14 protein-coding genes are annotated in these 17,883 nt (G+C 66.5%); 4 read left to right on the forward strand and 10 right to left on the reverse strand.

From position 1 onward, the window contains the following. Window positions 1-18 precede the first annotated feature (18 nt). From purB to BMON_RS00435, 3 genes are all read left to right on the forward strand, one after another. Entirely contained in the window at window positions 19-1,464 is a 1,446-nt protein-coding gene (gene purB / locus BMON_RS00425; RefSeq protein ID WP_033511962.1) for an adenylosuccinate lyase, read from the forward strand. Window positions 1,465-1,472: 8 nt separating this feature from the next. After that, window positions 1,473-3,953, forward strand: a complete 2,481-nt coding sequence (locus tag BMON_RS00430) for a lysylphosphatidylglycerol synthase transmembrane domain-containing protein (protein ID WP_337588743.1) — start codon at window positions 1,473-1,475, stop codon at window positions 3,951-3,953. Window positions 3,954-4,114: 161 nt separating this feature from the next. Beyond that, a complete protein-coding gene (locus tag BMON_RS00435) occupies window positions 4,115-4,396 on the forward strand; it encodes an HU family DNA-binding protein (RefSeq protein WP_033511961.1) in 282 nt (93 codons plus the stop codon). A 230-nt stretch (window positions 4,397-4,626) separates the two neighbouring features. Here BMON_RS00435 and BMON_RS00440 read toward each other — a convergent pair whose 3' ends face one another. The 6 genes from BMON_RS00440 to BMON_RS00465 form a co-directional block, all read right to left on the reverse strand. Beyond that, window positions 4,627-6,186, reverse strand: a complete 1,560-nt coding sequence (locus BMON_RS00440; protein ID WP_033512184.1) for a proteasome accessory factor PafA2 family protein — start codon at window positions 6,184-6,186, stop codon at window positions 4,627-4,629. Further along, window positions 6,186-6,383, reverse strand: coding sequence for a ubiquitin-like protein Pup (locus tag BMON_RS00445; protein WP_033511959.1), 198 nt, complete (start codon window positions 6,381-6,383; stop codon window positions 6,186-6,188). Before BMON_RS00445 ends, BMON_RS00440 begins: the two co-directional genes overlap by 1 nt. A gap of 66 nt (window positions 6,384-6,449) precedes the next feature. Beyond that, window positions 6,450-7,280, reverse strand: a complete 831-nt coding sequence (locus tag BMON_RS00450; RefSeq protein WP_033511957.1) for an inositol monophosphatase family protein — start codon at window positions 7,278-7,280, stop codon at window positions 6,450-6,452. Window positions 7,281-7,377: 97 nt separating this feature from the next. Beyond that, window positions 7,378-9,015, reverse strand: a complete 1,638-nt coding sequence (gene dop / locus BMON_RS00455; RefSeq protein ID WP_081882718.1) for a depupylase/deamidase Dop — start codon at window positions 9,013-9,015, stop codon at window positions 7,378-7,380. Then, window positions 9,012-10,535 carry a proteasome ATPase gene (gene arc / locus BMON_RS00460; RefSeq protein ID WP_237745277.1) on the reverse strand — a complete coding sequence of 508 codons (1,524 nt, stop codon included), beginning with the start codon at window positions 10,533-10,535 and terminating at the stop codon, window positions 9,012-9,014. Before arc ends, dop begins: the two co-directional genes overlap by 4 nt. Window positions 10,536-10,636: 101 nt before the next feature. After that, window positions 10,637-11,323, reverse strand: coding sequence for a DedA family protein (locus BMON_RS00465; protein WP_123644842.1), 687 nt, complete (start codon window positions 11,321-11,323; stop codon window positions 10,637-10,639). Between the two features lie 224 nt (window positions 11,324-11,547). Between BMON_RS00465 and serB the strand changes: the two genes are divergently transcribed. Beyond that, entirely contained in the window at window positions 11,548-12,156 is a 609-nt protein-coding gene (serB, locus tag BMON_RS00470; protein ID WP_033512179.1) for a phosphoserine phosphatase SerB, read from the forward strand. A gap of 13 nt (window positions 12,157-12,169) precedes the next feature. Here serB and fmt read toward each other — a convergent pair whose 3' ends face one another. The 4 genes from fmt to metK all read right to left on the reverse strand — a co-directional run bounded on the left by fmt (window position 12,170) and on the right by metK (window position 17,782). Beyond that, complete coding sequence (fmt, locus tag BMON_RS00475; protein ID WP_033511953.1) at window positions 12,170-13,165, reverse strand: methionyl-tRNA formyltransferase; 996 nt, start codon at window positions 13,163-13,165, stop codon at window positions 12,170-12,172. 158 nt (window positions 13,166-13,323) lie between these two features. Further along, a complete protein-coding gene (locus BMON_RS00480) occupies window positions 13,324-14,028 on the reverse strand; it encodes an HAD family hydrolase (RefSeq protein ID WP_033511950.1) in 705 nt (234 codons plus the stop codon). 225 nt (window positions 14,029-14,253) lie between these two features. After that, window positions 14,254-16,494, reverse strand: a complete 2,241-nt coding sequence (locus BMON_RS00485; protein ID WP_033511948.1) for a primosomal protein N' family DNA-binding protein — start codon at window positions 16,492-16,494, stop codon at window positions 14,254-14,256. Window positions 16,495-16,528: 34 nt separating this feature from the next. After that, window positions 16,529-17,782, reverse strand: coding sequence for a methionine adenosyltransferase (gene metK / locus BMON_RS00490; protein WP_051917682.1), 1,254 nt, complete (start codon window positions 17,780-17,782; stop codon window positions 16,529-16,531). Between the last annotated feature and the right edge of the window lie 101 nt (window positions 17,783-17,883).

A 17,883-nucleotide genomic window follows, 5' to 3' on the forward strand; every position in this document is an offset into this window, starting at 1 on the left:
GACGGTAATCTAGGCCCCATGCAGCTGACTGACATTTCACCCGCCATTGCCCTGAGCCCGCTCGACGGGCGCTACCAGACCCAGACCTCCCCGTTGGTCGAATACCTGAGCGAACCGGCCCTCAATCGCGAGCGCATCCGTGTCGAAGTGGAATGGATGATCCTGCTGGCGAACGGCTACGCCGCCAACGGCGACCAGTCGGTGCTCGACGGGGTCGAACCGCTGAGCGACGAAGAGCGGCGTTACCTCAGAGACATCCCCGAAGCGTTCGGCAAGGAGGGCATCGCGGCCCATGCCACTTACGAGAAGATCACGCATCACGACGTCAAGGCGGTGGAATACTACATCGACGACCAGCTCGAGCGCGCGGTCGAGACGCTGGGACCGGACACGCAGCTGCCCCGGCTCAAGACCCTGGTGCATTTCGCCTGCACCTCGGAGGACATCAACAACCTCTCGATCGCCCGGTGCGTGAAGGGCGCCGTCGAGCATGTCTGGCTGCCGGCGGCCCAAGCCATCGTCGACCTGCTCGCCGCGAAGGCGCAGGAGCACCGGACGCTGCCCATGCTCTCCATGACGCACGGCCAGCCCGCCACGCCCACCACACTGGGCAAGGAACTGGCCGTCTACGTGCATCGCCTCGGCCGTCAAATGATCCATATCCGGGCACAGGAGTACCTGGGCAAGATCAACGGCGCCACCGGTACTTTCGGGGCCCATGTCGCGGCACGGCCTCAGGCCGATTGGATAGCGATCTCCCGGGAGTTCGTCGAAGGCCGCATGGGACTGACGTGGAACCCGCTGACCACCCAGATCGAAAGCCACGACTGGCAGGCTGAGCTGTACGGCGCGATCTCGCACACCAACCGCATCCTGCACAATCTCGCGGTGGACATCTGGATGTACATCTCCCGGGGCGTATTCGCCCAGGAACCCGTCAAGGGCGCCACCGGATCCTCCACGATGCCCCACAAGGTCAACCCGATCCGCTTCGAGAACGCCGAGGCCAACCTCGAGCTGTCCTGCTCCCTACTCGACACACTCGCCACCACGCTCGTCGAAAGCCGCTGGCAGCGCGACCTCACGGATTCCACGACGCAGCGCAACATCGGTTCGGCGCTTGGATACTCCCTGCTGGCGCTGAACAATCTTCTCGGTGGACTGCAGGCCGTCCACCCCAACACCCATGCCATAGCCGCCGAGCTCGACGGCAACTGGGAGGTGCTCGGCGAGCCGATCCAGACGGCCATGCGCGCCGAGGAACTGGCGGGCAGGCCCGGCATGGACCACCCGTACGAGCAGGTCAAGGCCCTCATGCGTGGCCATGCGATCAGCCAGCGCGACGTGGAGCGCTTCATCGACTCCCTGCCCTTCGATGAGCAGACCGCGCGGCGACTCAAGGAACTCACCCCCGACTCGTATGTCGGCCTCGCCGCGCAGTTGGTGAATTACACGACCCGGTGAACGGACCGGTGAACGTTGCGATGCGTGATGCGATGAAGACGGCCGCGAAGGACGCTACGTCCCCGAACGACCATGACGACGAACCCGTCCATATCGACGATACGGCCCCGTTGCGGACCAGGGATCTGGGCGACCTGATGCACGCGGCCATCGCGGCGCTGCTCACCGTGGGGGCACTGCTCATATCCCTGTATCTGCGAGGGGTGACCAGCGGCGTCGAATACGACGCCCACACGGCGGTCCACGCGCTCGATTGGCTCATGGACCTGCCCGCCTCCGTGCTGCAGCAACTCGCCACCGTCGTCATCGTGCTCAGCGTGCTGATCCACATGCTCATCGGCAGGGAGTGGCTGCAATCGGGCATATCCGTCATCGCGCTGTTCGGCGGATACCTCGCCATCAGGGCCCTGTCCCTGGGGCTGACCCACATCGCCGGTCTCGACTTCATCGCCGCCCTTGACTCCGTCGGCGTCAGCCCCGACTCCGGACTCCTGCCGGATATCTATGCGGGGGTCGGCGCATTCCTGACGCTCGCCGGTCCGCGGCGCAGCCGCACCCCGGTCAAATGGGGCTGGAACACCCTGTATACGGTCGCGGTCGTGCTGATCATCGTCTCCTGGCATTCCATCGCCGGAGTCCTTGCATCCTTCGCCGTGGGCCGCGTGGTCGGCATGCTGCTGCGGTTCACCGTAGGCACGCAGAACAAGGGCACTTGGGGCCGCGACATCGTGCAGTGCCTGCATGGCATCGGACTCGATCTCACGACGCTCGTCCGTCGGCCTGCAACCTCAAGTGAAACGGGGATCCTGCAGACCTCCTTCGATGACGACCTCATCGAGAATTCACGTCTGTACGACGGCGCGGACAGCACCGGACGACGCTACACGATCTCGGTGCTCGACAACCAGACGCATACGGCCGGATACATCAACCAGCTTTGGCAGTGGATCAGATTGTCGGGCGTCTCCATGCGCCGTGATCGATCGGCCGCCGCCGCCAACCACCACCATCTGGCCATGCTGCTGGGCCTGCGCCACATCGGACTGGCGACGCTGGAAGCCTACGGCGTCGCCGACAGCGAGGAATCCTCACTCCTCGTCTTCACGCACGAGGATGAGGCCACACCCTGCGCTCCGGAGGAACTGTCGGACGATGACATCGCCGGACTCCTGACTTTCCTCGAGACGGCGAATCGGCGCGGCTACACGCATCGACGCATCACCCCGGACACCATCGGCAGGATGGGCGACGGCACCATGGCGATCATCGGATGGCATAACGGCGATTGCGCGAGCGGCTCCGCCAACGCCGCGCTGGACAAGGTCCAGCTTCTGGCTCTGCTCACCGCGGCGTGCGGCGTCGCGCGCACGATCGCCGCCGCACGCCGCGCCTGGGGTGATGCTCAGCTCATCGCCCTGGCGCCCTTCGTGCAGAAGGTCGCGGTCCCGGCGGCCACCCGGGCCCTGCCGGGATGGGACAAGGACACGCTGGGATCGTTGCGCGGCGCGCTCAAGGCGCTGGCACCCGAGGATGCCGAAGAGGATATGGAACCGGTGGTGCTCTCGCGGTTCAATCTGCGATCCTTCGTCGCGTTGGTGCTGACCGTCGTCGCGCTCATCGTCATCGTCATCCAGCTGCGCCCGGACGACATCATCGACGCCGTACGCCATGCCACCTTGTGGACCGCGGCCATGTGCTTCCTCTTCAGCCTGCTGGCCTGGGTGGGTGCGGCCACGACGCTGGGCGCCTTCATGGAGCGCTCCAAACGCCGGTACTTCGCCCTGTTCAACTCCCAGGCCGCCTCGGGGTTGACCGCGGTCTCCATGCCCGCAGGGGTCGGCCCGGCCTTCGTCAACCTCCAGTTCCTGCGCAAGAACGGCTATCACGGCACGGCCGCCACGGCCATCATGACCGCCGCATGGCTCATCCAAGCCATCACCACCGTCTTCCTGCTGCTCGTCATCGGCGTGTTCACCGGGCGCAACACCCTGTCCGGCATGATTCCCGCGAACACCCTAATCGTCTCGATCGGCGTGGTGGCGCTCGCCATCTCCGCCGCCATGGTCATACCGCCGATACGGCGACTGGTCGTGGACCGATACTGGCCCATTGTCAAGGCGTATGCGCGGCAGCTGCTCGAGATCATGTCCCAACCCGCCAAGATGACCGGCGGCATCCTGGGTGCGCTGGTACTGAACATCTCGACCGGCATGGGCTTCTGGGCCGCGCTGCTCGCCTTCGGTTACCACACCAACCCCGTCGAGACGTTGTTCATCTTCCTGCTCGCCAACACCCTGGGGTCGGCGGTGCCCACTCCAGGCGGCATCGGCGCGGTCGAGGCGGCGCTGACCTTCTCGTTCACTTCGGTCGGCGTTCCCGCCGCCGTGGCCCTCTCGGCGACGCTGCTGTACCGCGTGTGCTTCTACTGGATACGCATCCCCATCGGGGCGCTGTCGATGAAATGGCTCGACCGGCACAACCTCGTCTGACCGTGCATCGCCTGCGCAGCGCTCGCCCGTGTGGCGAATTGCACGAAGGATATGCTGAAAACCTATGAATCATGCGGCATCATGCGCCAATATGCGCTAGTATCGTGTGATGAACGTGGCCTTTGCGAAGTGGGAGGCCCCCGAATCAAGAAGGATGCTTTATGGCATACAACAAGTCTGATCTCGTCTCGAAGATCGCCCAGAAGTCCAATCTGACCAAGGCACAGGCCGAAGCAGCCGTCAACGCGTTCCAGGACGTTTTTGTCGAGGCCATGCAGTCCGGCGAAGGCCTGAAGCTCACTGGCCTGTTCTCCGCCGAGCGCGTCAAGCGTGCCGCCCGCACCGGCCGCAACCCGCGTACGGGAGAGACCATCAAGATTCCGGCGTCCTACGGCGTGCGCATCTCCGCGGGATCCCTGCTCAAGAAAGCCGTGGCGAAGTAAGCATCACCGAGTAGGCGTCATTCAGACACCACGAACCGCGAAGCCCGAGACCGCAAGGTCCCGGGCTTCGTCATATTCACTATTCGTCCATCACACCCTGCGCACCATGATTCGGTGCATCATCATTCGGTAGCTCACACACTGTGGCTCATACGACAACGACGCATCACTCAGCGACCGCCATCCTATGGGCCGGCGCCTCATGGGCCGACGTCCCAAGGATCGACGGCTTAGTGATCCAGCTGCTCCATGAGCGCGCGGTACTCCGCATCGCCCGTGGTGTCGAAGGGGTCGAGCAGGGTGGCCTGCGCGCGCATGTCCCCCGCCTGTCCATGGGCCCCGAGAGCCATATGGGTCCAATCGCACGAGAAAGGCAGCGACGCGTCCAACGCACGCGCGACGAACGCCCCGCGCAACCACGCACGGGTATCATGTGGCGGTTCGTGCAACGCCGCAAGCACCTCCTGCCGCGTGGCCAGTTCACCCACAAGCCCGTGGCGTTGCAACGAGGCGAAGACCGAACCGTTCGCCAGATCGTGATAGTCCATATCGAGACGCTGCAGGGCAGCACGTCCCCCACCCTGCGGCAGACGACACTCCATCCGCGTGAGCAACCGGCGCTTCGCCGCCCAATCGACCCGGTCGGCCAAGGCGTCGATGTCGCCCGCGATGACATCATCGAGTAATCCACGCCAGGCACGGCAGGTCTCCCGGGCATCGAAGCCGGGGGTGTCACGGTCGATCTCCTCACCGTGCTCGCGCACGAACCGGCGCACCACCCGCCAGTAATGCTCCTGCATCCTCACGGCGGTAGGCCCGTTGTCGTCAGCGTGCCGCGACGCAGGTGCTTGGGTGTCGTCATCGTCGCCGTCATCGTCAAGGAACCGCTGTTCGCACTCCCTGAATCCCATCGAATCCTCAAGCTCCAGTCGCGCATCGGCGCACCCGGTATCGGCGCTCACCGCACGATTCCCCGCACTGGGATCGCACAGCGCGCACGCTTCGAAACCGGTCGGAGTCCCCGTGCGCACGCCGTATTCGATGACGCACAGCACCAGATGGGTCAGGGCCAGCTTCGTCATCGTGGCGTATTGGATGCGGTTGGAGTCCCCGATGATGACGTGGAGCCGCCGGAACTGGTCAGGGTCGGCGTGAGGCTCGTCACGGGTGTTGACCATGGGCCGGTCGCGCGTGGTCGACGAGGAGACCCCCTCCTCGAGAAAGGCGGCGCGCTGGGACAGCTGAAACCCCCGGGGATCGACCCTGCCGGCACCCGATATCAGCTGTCTGGTGATGAGGAAAGGCAGCAGCTGCCGCTCCACCGCATCGAGCGACACCTGCCGGCGCACCAGATAGTTCTCGTGGCATCCGAAGGCGTGCCCGGCCGAGTCGACGTTGTTCTTGTACAGATGCACCTGCAGTCCGGCGCCATGACGTGTGCGCAATGCCTCCTGCGCCTGCATCGCCAGACTGCGCATGAGGGCCTCGCCCGCCGCATCCTGGATCATGGCCGTGCGCGGGTCGCGTGCCTCGGCCGTGGCGTACTCCGGATGCGACCCCACATCAAGATACAGGCGAGCGCCGTTGGCCAGATAGGCGTTCGACGAACGGGACCGTGACACCACGGGGCGGAACATCGCCGAGGCGACCTCCTGCGATGGGCACTCCACGCCGGCACCGGTCGCGCTGACCCCGTATTCGGTCTCGATGCCGAAGATGCGCGCGAAGTCGTCCGCATGCACGGAGCGGGGGCGGGCGGGGCCTTCGGCGCGTTCACGCAGTTGCGGCATCATTCCCCGCCCTGTTGCACGAAGCTCCTGACGTATTCCTCCGCATTGGTCTCCAACGTGGCTTCGATGTCGTCGAGAACCGAATCCAAAGCGTCATCCTGCGTCTCGGTGACGACGCGTCGCTCCTGAGCGTCCTGCTCCTGCTCGTGCTGCCGATCGGACCGGGAGCTTTCGCCTCTGCTGAGTTGCTGTGGCATACGCCAACCTCGATTCCCTAGATGGCATGGGCACGGACCCCACGCCGACGCGTTTCCATCGCGGATCTAATGCAGATACCGTTGCAGTTCATCGCCGATCAGACCGTTCGAGGCGACGATGTCGTTCTCCTGACGCCAGTGGATCGGATCGTTGTTCCATTGGCACAGCGTGCCCTGCGATTCCCAGACGACCACGGCCCCCGCGGACATGGCGGGCACATCCCACTTGTGCAGATGCGGCTCGAAATAGGCGTCGTACGTACCGTCGGCGACCTTGCACAAATCAAGGGACGACGGTCCGATGCGCTTGATGTCCGAAGGCTTCCCGGCGATCTGGGCCACCACATGCAGCGCCCGCTTCGATTCCTCCGGGAAATACGACATGCCGTAGCAGACGACGGAACCCTCGAGTTCGGCCACGGTCGAGGGCATGATCTTTTCGCGCTGCGCCCCCACGGCGGTGTGCCTGATGCGGATGGCGCCCTGCCCTTTCGCCGCGGCGTAGGTCAGACCCAGCGCCGGCGCGTGCACGACGCCGACAACCGGTTCGGCGTGCCCCTCCTCGTTGAACTCGAACAGGGAGATCGTCACGGCCCACTCCGACATGTTGCGCACGAAGTTGATCGCGCCGTCGACCTTGCCCACGCACCAGTACCGGTCCCCCGGCTCACTCGTCTCGGGTCTGGATTCCCAGAACCCTTGGAACCCGTCGATATAGGTCAGTCGGTTCTCCACGAAGCGCACCAGCGTGGCGTCGGTGTCGGACGAGAATCCCGTCTTCCTGTCCGGCACGCGTGAGACGTCGAGGTCGTGGGGGTTGAGCTGGTCCTGCAAGGCATGCCTGCCCGCATCCTCCGCCACGGCCGTAGCCTTCAACGCCAACTCCCTGAGGTTCATACCCACTCCGTTCCCATGCATCATCATCATTCCAGACCGCGGCTCCGCGAGGTTACCTCGGCCGCGGGTTATCACGCATTATCCTACCTGTGTCGCATTACCGCCGCCGGACGATGTCGCGCACCAGCGGCATCACGTCGTCGCCGCGCGCATCGCGATCATCCCGTGCGGGGGCGTCGCATCCGTCACGGGCGCCGCTTCCATCGCGAATATCATCCTCGGTGCAGAGGACGCGCGTGTATCCGAGCGGATCCGACATGTCCACGGTGACCATACCCCGGTCGGCGGTCTCGTCCCGCAGAGTCACATGCGACCACGACATGGCCACCAACCGTTCGGGAACGCGGTGCAGCAGTTCGGCGCGGCACCAGGCACGCGTCCCCTCGGGCGCCTGCGAGCAAGCCTCACGAAGCCGGGCATCATCGCACAGCCGCTGGGTACGGCCCTGGACCGTGGGGAAGATCGACTCCTGTGGATCGAGCGCCGCCCATCGCAGATCGCAGGCCGCAAGGCGCATGTCGCCCCATGACGTGCCGAGGCGGCGCCGCAGCCGCTCCATGAGCTGCCATTTGAGGAGCCATTCGACCCGGGAGGCCTCGTCGGTCAGGTGCAGCCTCGTCTCGTCGTCGGCATGCCGGATCGTGGCCACGTCCTTGAGCGCACCACGCCACATCGCCATCACCCTGCGCGTGGCGTCGTCGGGCCATTGCGGCTCGCCGCGCGAGTCGGTGTCGTATATGCGCGCGCCCATCGTCTGCACGGCCTTCATCAGCTCGACCTGCATGAGCCATGCGGCGGTGGTCCCGCCGCCCTCGAGCCGCAGTTCGCTGCCGAGTCCCAGGTCGTGGGACACGACATGCATCGACGCGACCGGATCCTCCAGCATCAGCCGTCCGAACAGCCCCGCCAGGTCGATGCCATGCTCCTGCCCGGACTCGAGCAGCCACAGCACCATGCTGGTCGTCCCCAGCTTGAGCGCCTGCGGCACGTCCATGCGATTGGCGTCGCCGACGATGCCGTGGACGCGCCGGAACGCCGGTCCGCTATGCGGCTCGTCACGGGTATTGATGATCGGTCGGTCGAAAGTCGTCTGCAGGCCGATCGGCACGTGGATGAAGTCGGCGCGTTGGCTGAGCTGGAAGCCCGGCGTTTCGCTCGATTCACCCAGGCCCACACGCCCCGAGCCCACGTAGATCTGCCGTGAGATGAAATGGGCGGTGAGCAGGGACGCGACCAGGTCGAACGGCACGGAACGCCGCATCATGTAGTTCTCATGGGTGCCCCAACTCGCCCCCTTGCCGTCGGCGTTGTTGCGGTGCAGGGCGATGCGCGTGCCCGCTCGACGCGAGGCCGCGTTCGCCGCATGCAACATGAGCACGTCGCCGGCCCGGTCGTAGCGCACCGCTTCGAAGGGATCGAGGGTTTCGGGAGCGCTGTATTCGGGATGGGCGTGATCGACGTAGATGCGGCCCCCATTGGGTGCCATCACGTTGGTGATCTGCAGCTGCGGGGCATCGGTGAGCATGTCGGGGCGCACCTGCGAGCGCGGCAGGCGATGCCCGCGGGCATCGTTGACCGGGTCCTCCTGCCGATAGTCCCAGCGGATATGGCTCGTCCGCGGATCGGCGGCTCCTGAGACGACCGCCGAGGACAGCCGGACCGCATTGGCATGGGGATCAGCGGGGCAGGAGACCGCGTATTCGGTCTCGGTACCCATCACGCGACGCACGCTCACCGCCGCTCCTCCCCCGCGGGCCGTAGGGCCACGGCGTGACCTCCGGCCAGATTATTGACGCGTGACCACTGCACGGGATCGACGTCGCGTATGGCGGCGGCGCTCTCCCGGTATTCGTCCTCGACCGCCTCGGCAAGCATGGGTGCGGCGAGCGCCATGTCCCGTCCGGACTCGATGGAGGCCTTCACCGCCTTGGTCTTGGCCCGATCGACGACGTTCTTCAACATGGCGCCTGACACGATGTCGGACAGGTACAGCCTCGTCCACCCTCCGCGATCGTCGCCCAGATCGGCGATGTGCCGCGTCTCGTCGTGACGGTAGATGTCCTCGCCGAGGGCCTCGACCAGCGTCCCGACGTCCACGCCCGGATCGCGGGGCAGGTCGTCGGTGAGATAGTGGCGCAGAATCTGGACGGCCTGCTCGTGATCGGGCCGATCCACGCGGATCTTGACGTCGAGCCTGCCGGGGCGCAGAATCGCCGGATCGATCATGTCGATGCGGTTCGAGGCCCCGATCACCATCACATTGTCCAACGACTCCACGCCGTCGAGCTCGGTGAGGAACTGCGGCACGATGGTCGTCTCCACGTCGCTGGACACACCGCTGCCCCTGGTGCGCAACAGCGAATCCATCTCGTCGATGAACACGATGACGGGGCGTCCGGATGCCGCCCGCTCGCGCGCACGCCGGAAGATCATGCGGATGAGCCGTTCGGATTCGCCGACGAACTTGTTGAGCAGTTCGGGACCCTTGACCGAGAGGAAGACACCGGATCCGGCGGCGTTGCCCTGGGCGAGGGCGTGGGCCACGGCCTTGGCGATGAGCGTCTTGCCGTTGCCGGGGGGACCGTACAGCAGCACGCCTTTGGGGGCCTTCAACCCATAGCGTTCGAAGAGCCGACGGTGGACGAACGGCAGTTGCACCGCGTCCCGTATCCTGCCAATCTGCTGCTGCAGTCCCCCGATGTCGTCGAAGGTGACGTCCGGGGTCTCCTCGAGGACCAGATCGGCCACGTCCTCGCTGGGCAGCACCTCAAGGGCGATGCGCGATGAGGCATCGACGATGATGCGGTCGAGCGGCGACAGCGTCACCGATTCGAGTCCTGCGGCACGGCGCACCAGCATCGCGTTGCCGGAGGCGTCGGACACCACGAGTCGGCCATCGCCGAGCACCTGACGGATCTGGCGGATCGCCCCCGAGTCGTCGACGCCACGTTGTTCGACGAGCACCATGCTCTCGTTGAGCATGACGGTCGCCCCGCAGGCCAGTCTCGCGATATTCACGTTGGCGGCCACCGGAACCACCATCCGGCGCATGCCCGTGACGATCTCGGCGCTGGCTTGACGCACGCCCATCGCATCCGTCATCGAGCCGGCGACCCTGACCATGGTGCCGAAGGTCATGGGGGGCTGGGCCATCTGCCCCAGTTGCGCTTTGGCCTTGTTGAGCTCCGCTCCGGCGCGGGTCAGCGCCTCGGCGAGCGCGTGGTTCTTGTCCGCCAGCCGATCGTTGCGGGCCATAAGGTCGCGCAGGCCGTCATCCGCGTGTCCGTGAGCATCAAGCCAGACGTCGCCGCCGCGATTGTCATCTTCGATATGCCGTGCCATGCTCTTGCCGTCGTTCACCGTCGATCTCCCGTCCTCACCATCAGATTACGCACCCAACGCACCAGAAGGAAGAGCAGTACCAGAATGAAGACCCCGATCACGACGTCCTCGACCGCGCCGAGCACGCCCAGCATCGAGCACCAACGGTCACCCAGCAGGTAGCCGGCACCGACCAGCACGCTGTTCCAGATCGCCGAACCCAGCACCGTCCACCCGCTGAAAACCCAGGGGTTCATCCGGTTGAATCCGGCGGGTATCGAGATGAGGGAGCGCACGACCGGTACGAGACGCCCGAACAGGACCGACCAGGCGCCGTACTTGGCGAACCATCGATCCGCGGAGTCGATGTCCTTGCGCGACACCCCCGGTATCACATCAGCGGCGCGCTGGATGCGCTCCAGCCCTATCCACCGTGAGAGACCGTACAGGACCCACGCGCCGGCCAGCGACCCGATGGTGGCGCTCACGATCGCCACGGCCAACGGCATCGTGCCGCGCGCCGAGGAGAATCCGGCGAGCGGCAGGATCACCTCGCTGGGGATCGGCGGGAACACCGACTCCATGGCGATGGCGAGCGCGACGCCTACGCCGCCGATACGGTCCATGAGCATCACCAGCCAGTTGGTGATGGTTCCGATGATGCCGGGTTGGGCGGTGGTGCACGCCGGGACCGCCTCGGCGGCGATGGTGAGAATCTGCATGTGGGCCATTGTCGCAATGGCTACGGAGAATCGAGAGCATGTCTTCACGAACTGCGCAAGCTCTTGACAAGAACGACCCCGAGTTGGAGGCGGCAGGGGGAACCACGCATCCCGCCGGGCCGTCTCCCGTCACATCGGATTCGGCCGAACCCGATCACACAAAACCCGATCTCGGCAAACCGGGTCTCGGCAAACCGGGTCTCGGCAAACCGGGTCTCCTGGTCATGGACGTCGATGCGACCCTGATCCGCGAGGAGGTCATCGATCTGTTGGGCGATGCGGCCGGCGCAGGTGAGCGCATCGCCGCCATCACGGCCCGCGCCATGCGCGGGGAACTGGATTTCTCCCAGTCCCTGCGAGCCCGGGTGCGCTTGCTGCGAGGGCTGCCGGTCTCGGTGTTCGACGACGTATTCGCACGGGTGCATGTCACCCCGGGGGCGCTTGACCTGATCGCGACGCTGCATGCCCACGGGTGGAAGGTCGGCGTGGTGTCAGGCGGTTTCCATGAGATCGTCGACCGCCTGGCCGACCACCTGGGCCTGGACCACTGGATCGCCAACCGACTGGAGGTCTCCCATGGCGCGCTCACCGGCGGGGTGCTGGGCGACATCGTCACCAAGGAGACCAAACGGGAGGCGCTCGAACGCTGGATGCGCGAGGACGGCCTGGAACCGGGGCAGAGCGTGGCGGTGGGCGACGGCGCGAACGACATCCCCATGATCCGTCAGGCTGCGCTGGGCATCGCGTTCTGCGCGAAACCGGTGGTCCGCGAGCACGCGGACCACTCCATCACGACACCCGACCTCATGCAGGTGATGACGCTGCTGTCCTGAGGTCGGCGGCGATCTATCGGCAGGTCGCCGTGTCTGGCAACCGGGCTCCACGCGCCCAGTCCGCGGCCGCCATGGCACGCTTGCCCTGCGCCTTGACGGTGATGAGTTCCAAGGGTTCGGACGCGGTCCCGACCCACACATGCCGTTTGCCGATCGACAGCCGCCCGGGTTCGAGATGCGTCGGCGTCTCGGGCCGTGTGGCATCGGCCGGCCTGGCCTCCAACACGTGCAGGGTCTCGCCCGAAGGCGATGCAGGCGTCGCATCCAGCGCCGTGGCGGCATCCGTCGTGTCGAGCACGCACCACGCGCCCGGCTCGGGCGTGCAGGCCCGGATCTGACGGTCCGCGGCGAAGGCCGGCACATCGAATCGGATGTGGGCGTCCTCGACGCCGATCTTCCTGGCGACCTCGTATGCGCCCTGCGGCTGGTCGACCGGCCGGATCTGATCCTCGGCCATCGCCTGCAGCGTCGAAGCGAGCAGATGCGATCCGTCCTGGGACAGACGATCCAGCACCACACCGGAAGTGTCATGGGGGCCGATCTCCAAGGTCGATTGCGCGAGGATCGGACCGGAATCCATGCCCTTCGTGATACGGAAGACGGTGGCCCCGGTCAGGGTGTCCCCCGCCCAGATGGCGCGCTGCACGGGAGCGGCCCCGCGCCACTGCGGCAGCAGGGAGAAATGCAGGTTATACCAGCCCATGGGCAGTGCCTCGAGCACGGGCTCCTTGAGGATCTTGCCATAGGCCACGACCGCCGCGGCCTGGGCGCCGCTGGCCTTGAGCTCCGTGAGGAACGCGGGCTCGTTCGGGTCGCCTTCCAGCACGGGGATGCCCAGTTCGAGGGCAAGACACTTGACGGGACTCGGCTCAAGCTTCCTGCCGCGACCTCGGGGCGCATCGGGCCGGGTCAGCACGGCGACGACCTCGAAATGCTCATCGTCATCGGCGAGGGCCCGCAGCGGCGCCACGGCCACCTCGGGGGTTCCGGCGAACAGGAGACGTATCATGATGATCCTTCCCGATCGATGCGCCGATAGACGGCATCGATCAACATGCTGAATACTGTGGGAATATTGCGTACGGGGACACCGGGGACCGCTGCCCTGTGCGATGGGGCCCAGCGTACGGCGCCACCGGATGCCGGAGCCACCGCGTGGCGTACCGATCACCGGACCGCCGGAATCGGCACGCCGGCGTCGATGAGCCGCGCACGCAGCCGCGTCGGGTCACGGAATCGTATGGCGCGTATCCCCGCCCGATTCGCGCCGATGACGTTCATCGCCTTGTCATCGATGAACACGGCGGTATCCGCGGCGATGCGGAAATCATGCAGCGCGCGTTCGTAGATGGCGCGGTCGGGCTTGCGCAGCCGCACGAACCCGGACACCACGGTCCCGTCCAGCTCCCCGATGAGGGGGCATTGCTCCCGGGCGACGGCGAAGAGGTCATGCTCCCAGTTCGACAGTCCCCACACCCCCAGACCGGCGGCCTTCAGGTCATGCACGAGCATACGCGCGCCCGGGACCGGACCGGTGAGGGAATCCTCGAAGTTGTCGAGGTAATACCGCATCATGTCGGCCCACTCATCCCCATGGGTGCGGCGCATCCAGGCGACGCCCTCATCCCGGGTCATGCCGGCGTCCATACGGTCGTTGGCGTCGTAGAACCCCGATATGTCGTTGTCGAGGAAGCGCTCGATGTGCGCCGGGCTGTAGCGGGGCACGAGAGCGGCGGCAGGATCCCAGTACAGAAGCACGTTGCCGAAATCGAAGATCACATCACGCACCGGATCGCCCTCGGCGGACGCGGCGTCCCCCTCGGCCACCATCACGTCGTACGTCATATCCGGTTCTCCGGGCCAACCCTTCATCGCCATCCTCCTTCGCGTTGCGTGCATCCCGCATCGTTCCATCGTCCCATATGGTTCCACCGTCCCACAGCGCCGCGCGGCCGTGGACGGCCGTAGGCAACCGGGCCGTTGCCCGGCACCGACGGTCCGCACGCCGTCACCGTGGCATCATCGTTCCATGCCACCGCGACGTGACGGCCCATGCGACCTGCGGATGCGGTGCCCGTATCCGCAGCGTACCGGGCCTCACAGCAGATCCTTCGGATCGAGTTGGAAGCGCAGTTCCCCCGGGGTCCGTGTGGCCACGTGCCGGGCCACGGCGTCGCGCAGGGCGATGGCGAAGGGGGCGCGACGGCCGGGTTCGACGCGGACCACGGCCTTCACCCGGTCACGGGTCTCCTCGAGTTCATGCGCGTCCATGGTCACGGGCGGTGCGATCGGCACCGGCCCCAGCACCGCGGGCATTGCGGCCTCGCCCTCGCCGACGGTGGCATGCGTGCCATCGAGCGCACCCACCTCGTGCAGCAGCCATGTCACGGCGTCCCGCCGCCCCCAGATGCAGGCGCAGGGCAGCACCGGGGGCAGGGCGGTCTGTGCGCGTTCATCGAGTTCGTGCGCGGCAAGTTGCGGGCTGTCCCACAGCACGAGCGAACGGGCGAGCACGGGATCGCTTTCGCCGATGAGCAGAGCCTGACCGCCCCTGTTGCGCGGCAGGCACAAGGACACGGCCCTCATCCAGTTCGTCAGTGTGTCGATGCGGGCGTCGACTCCCCGGGCATAGAGACTGGTCCAGGCGTCAAGGATCGCCACGGCCCGGTATCCGACCCCGATCCCGTCATCGGCCTGGACCAACGGTTCCGCCCCTGGAGGGGCGAGCACGAGCATGGACCGGTTCGGCACGCTGGACACGATGCCGCCCGGTTGACTCGGCCCGGACAGCACCATCGGCGCATCGCCGAACAACCCGTGCAGTTCCTGCGCGGTTCCGGCGGCACCGACACGCACCATATGCATGCGGTCGTTGCCGCAGTGCGGACAGCGCCAGTGCACGGCCGCCGCGCCGCACCATCCGCATCGGGGCACCGCGCCGGATGAGCGCACCAGCGGCCCGGTGCAGCGACGGCACCGAGCCTGGCGGTGGCATCGGGTGCAGCCGAGCCGCTGTTCGACGCCGTCCTGGGGTATCGAGAGCAGCACCGGCCCCTCGTCCAGGGCCTCCTTAAGGATGCGCACGGCGAAATGCGGGACGCGGGCACCCACCGTGGGATCCACAAGCCGTGTCAGCTCAGCGCGGTTGAGCCACCGTGTCCACGGCGCGCGTGACCTGACCACGGCGGCGAACGGGTGCACGGCGACGCTGGGACCGCTCACCGGCGTCGCATCCGCGGCATCCATGCCCACCTCACGCTCACTCACGACGCTGCGGGCGTTGGCCAGGGCGAGGAACACCCCCTGATGACGCGCCGCCCGCAGACGCAGTACGCCGCGCGCCTGGGCGTAGGGCATCATCCCGTCGGCATGCTGATACGCCGCGTCCTCGAGAATGGCGAAGAACGCGGGCTCCCGTACCGGCGCATACATCGAGGCCCGTGGACCGACCACGCAACCCACCGCACCGCTCGCCACGGCGCAGTAGGCACGGTACCGACGATCCGGAGGCAACGAGGCGGCGAGCATGAGGTAATCGCCGCGCACCGCGTTACGTACGGGGTCGCCGGCCGTAAATTCACTCAACCCCAGCCTCCCCAGAGCACGGCACACCAGCATGGTCTCGCGCATGCCGGGCATGACGAGAACGGCGGATCGGCCATGGGCCATGGCGTCGAGGGCGAGCACGGCCAGATCGTCGGCCCACGCCGCCTGACCGGGCAGCATATCCATGACGAAGGCACCGTGCCGACGCGATTCGATGGCATCGGTGAGCGCCGCAACGTGCTCGTATGATTGCGCCAGCGATCGTAACCCGGCGTCGAGGGCGGCGTGCCCCCCCGGGTTCGTCCGACCGTATCGTGCGGCCGCCGTATCCTCCCCCGCCCGGCGCCACAACGGTTCCTTGTCGACGCGCGCGACGCGTGAGGGCAGGGACAGCCGCAGGATGTTGGCCCTCGTCCCCCCATAGGCATCGGCTATGGCAGAGATGTCGCCGCGCATATCCTCGCCGACGAGCACATGCGGCGTCACCACCCGTTCGAGGAAACGCAACGAGGATCCGGGCACCGGGGACTGCGCCGAACGCTCCCATATGATCCCGTTGACCCGGCGGCCCGCGAACCGCACCCGTACGAGCGTGCCCGGAATCGCCGCGTCCGACTGGCTCTCATCGACGAGATAGTCGAAGGTGGACCCCAGGTGGGTCGCCTGCACATCCAGCACCACGCTGGCTATCGGCAGATCGGCGGCAGGCTCGCGCGCCGGGGCGGCCTTCCTCCGGCGACGGCGCGGGGCCATCCCCTCGAAGGCCGGTTGCTCGGCGTCGATCTCGCTCATGGTTCACGATTCTAGGCCACACCGGGCCGTCGCGTCAGCGGTCCCGAGCCCCATCCCCCGTCGTTGCGGTCGCCGCGAAGGCGCGCAGCAGGGCGGGGACGCGGTCGGTGCGCTCCCAGGTGAAGTCGGGGTCCTCACGTCCGAAATGGCCGTAGGTGGCCGTTTTGCGATAGATCGGACGCAACAGATCGAGTTCGTCGATGAGCGCCGCGGGCCTTAAATCGAACACATCGCGCACGGCGCGCTGGATGCGTTCGCGGGTGGCGTCGCCGATCTGCGTCCCGAACGTCTCCACGTTGACGCTCACCGGTTCTGCCACGCCGATGGCGTAGGCGATCTGTACCTCGACCTTGTGCGCCAGATGCGCCGCGACGATGGTCTTGGCCACCCACCGGGCGGCGTAGGCCGCGGAACGGTCCACTTTGCTCGGATCCTTGCCGGAGAAGGCGCCGCCGCCGTGATGCGCCGCACCGCCGTAGGTATCGACGATGATCTTGCGCCCCGTCAGCCCGGCATCGGCCGCGGGACCACCGAGCACGAAGGAACCGGTCGGATTGACCAACACCCGGAAATCGTCGTGCCTGACCGCTTCGCCGCAGACCTCATCGAGGACGGGTGCGATGACGTGATCGCGCAACCGACGCTCGAGCCACGGCTGCGTGACGTCCGGATCATGCTGGGTCGAGATGAGCACGGTGTCGACGCGCACGGGATGGTCATCGTCGTCGTATTCGATGGTCACCTGGGTCTTGCCGTCCGGCCGGAGATGATCGACGATGCCCTGTTTGCGCACCTGCGCCAGGCGGAAGGCGAGACGGTGGGCGAGGTAGATGGGCAGTGGCATGAGCACGTCGGTCTCGTCCGAGGCATAGCCGAACATCACGCCCTGGTCGCCCGCCCCCTGGGACGCGTAGCGTTCCTCGCGCGAGGCGGTCGATTCGCGTGCACGGTCGAGCCGCTCGACCCCCTGGTTGATCTCCGGGCTCTGTTCGCTCAGCGCGACGAGGACGCCGCAGGAATCGGCGTCGAGGCCGATATCGGAACTGGTGTAGCCGATGGTGCGCACGACGTCGCGCACGATGTGCTGGATATCGCTGTACCCTTCGCTGGTGACCTCGCCGAAGACGAGGAACTGGCCCGTGGTGGCGGAGGTCTCCACGGCTACGTGGGAATGGGGGTCCTGACGCAGGATGTCGTCCAACACGGCGTCGGAGATCTGGTCGCAGATCTTGTCCGGATGCCCCTCGGTCACCGACTCCGCGGAAATCAACCTACGTTCCATGCCCATACCCTCTCGTTCGATATTCCGCCGTTCCGACTTCGGCGATCACGTGCCGATCGACGCCGTGCGGGGCTCCTCATCCATGACTGCGCCCCGGTGTCGCCGAC

The sequence above is a fragment of the Bifidobacterium mongoliense DSM 21395 genome (assembly GCF_000741285.1).
Classification (GTDB): domain Bacteria; phylum Actinomycetota; class Actinomycetes; order Actinomycetales; family Bifidobacteriaceae; genus Bifidobacterium; species Bifidobacterium mongoliense.

Bases quoted from the DNA above. Each gene is read 5' to 3' on its own strand.
- BMON_RS00465 (WP_123644842.1), bottom strand. From the start codon at position 11,323: ATGCAGATTCTCACCATCGCCGCCGAGGCGGTCCCGGCGTGCACCACC.
- purB (WP_033511962.1), top strand. From the start codon at position 19: ATGCAGCTGACTGACATTTCACCCGCCATTGCCCTGAGCCCGCTCGAC.
- serB (WP_033512179.1), top strand. From the start codon at position 11,548: ATGGACGTCGATGCGACCCTGATCCGCGAGGAGGTCATCGATCTGTTG.
- BMON_RS00435 (WP_033511961.1), top strand. From the start codon at position 4,115: ATGGCATACAACAAGTCTGATCTCGTCTCGAAGATCGCCCAGAAGTCC.
- BMON_RS00440 (WP_033512184.1), bottom strand. From the start codon at position 6,186: ATGCCGCAACTGCGTGAACGCGCCGAAGGCCCCGCCCGCCCCCGCTCC.
- fmt (WP_033511953.1), bottom strand. From the start codon at position 13,165: ATGATACGTCTCCTGTTCGCCGGAACCCCCGAGGTGGCCGTGGCGCCG.
- BMON_RS00480 (WP_033511950.1), bottom strand. From the start codon at position 14,028: ATGAAGGGTTGGCCCGGAGAACCGGATATGACGTACGACGTGATGGTG.
- metK (WP_051917682.1), bottom strand. From the start codon at position 17,782: ATGGGCATGGAACGTAGGTTGATTTCCGCGGAGTCGGTGACCGAGGGG.
- BMON_RS00450 (WP_033511957.1), bottom strand. From the start codon at position 7,280: ATGAACCTCAGGGAGTTGGCGTTGAAGGCTACGGCCGTGGCGGAGGAT.
- BMON_RS00445 (WP_033511959.1), bottom strand. From the start codon at position 6,383: ATGCCACAGCAACTCAGCAGAGGCGAAAGCTCCCGGTCCGATCGGCAG.
- BMON_RS00485 (WP_033511948.1), bottom strand. From the start codon at position 16,494: ATGAGCGAGATCGACGCCGAGCAACCGGCCTTCGAGGGGATGGCCCCG.
- arc (WP_237745277.1), bottom strand. From the start codon at position 10,535: ATGGCCCGCAACGATCGGCTGGCGGACAAGAACCACGCGCTCGCCGAG.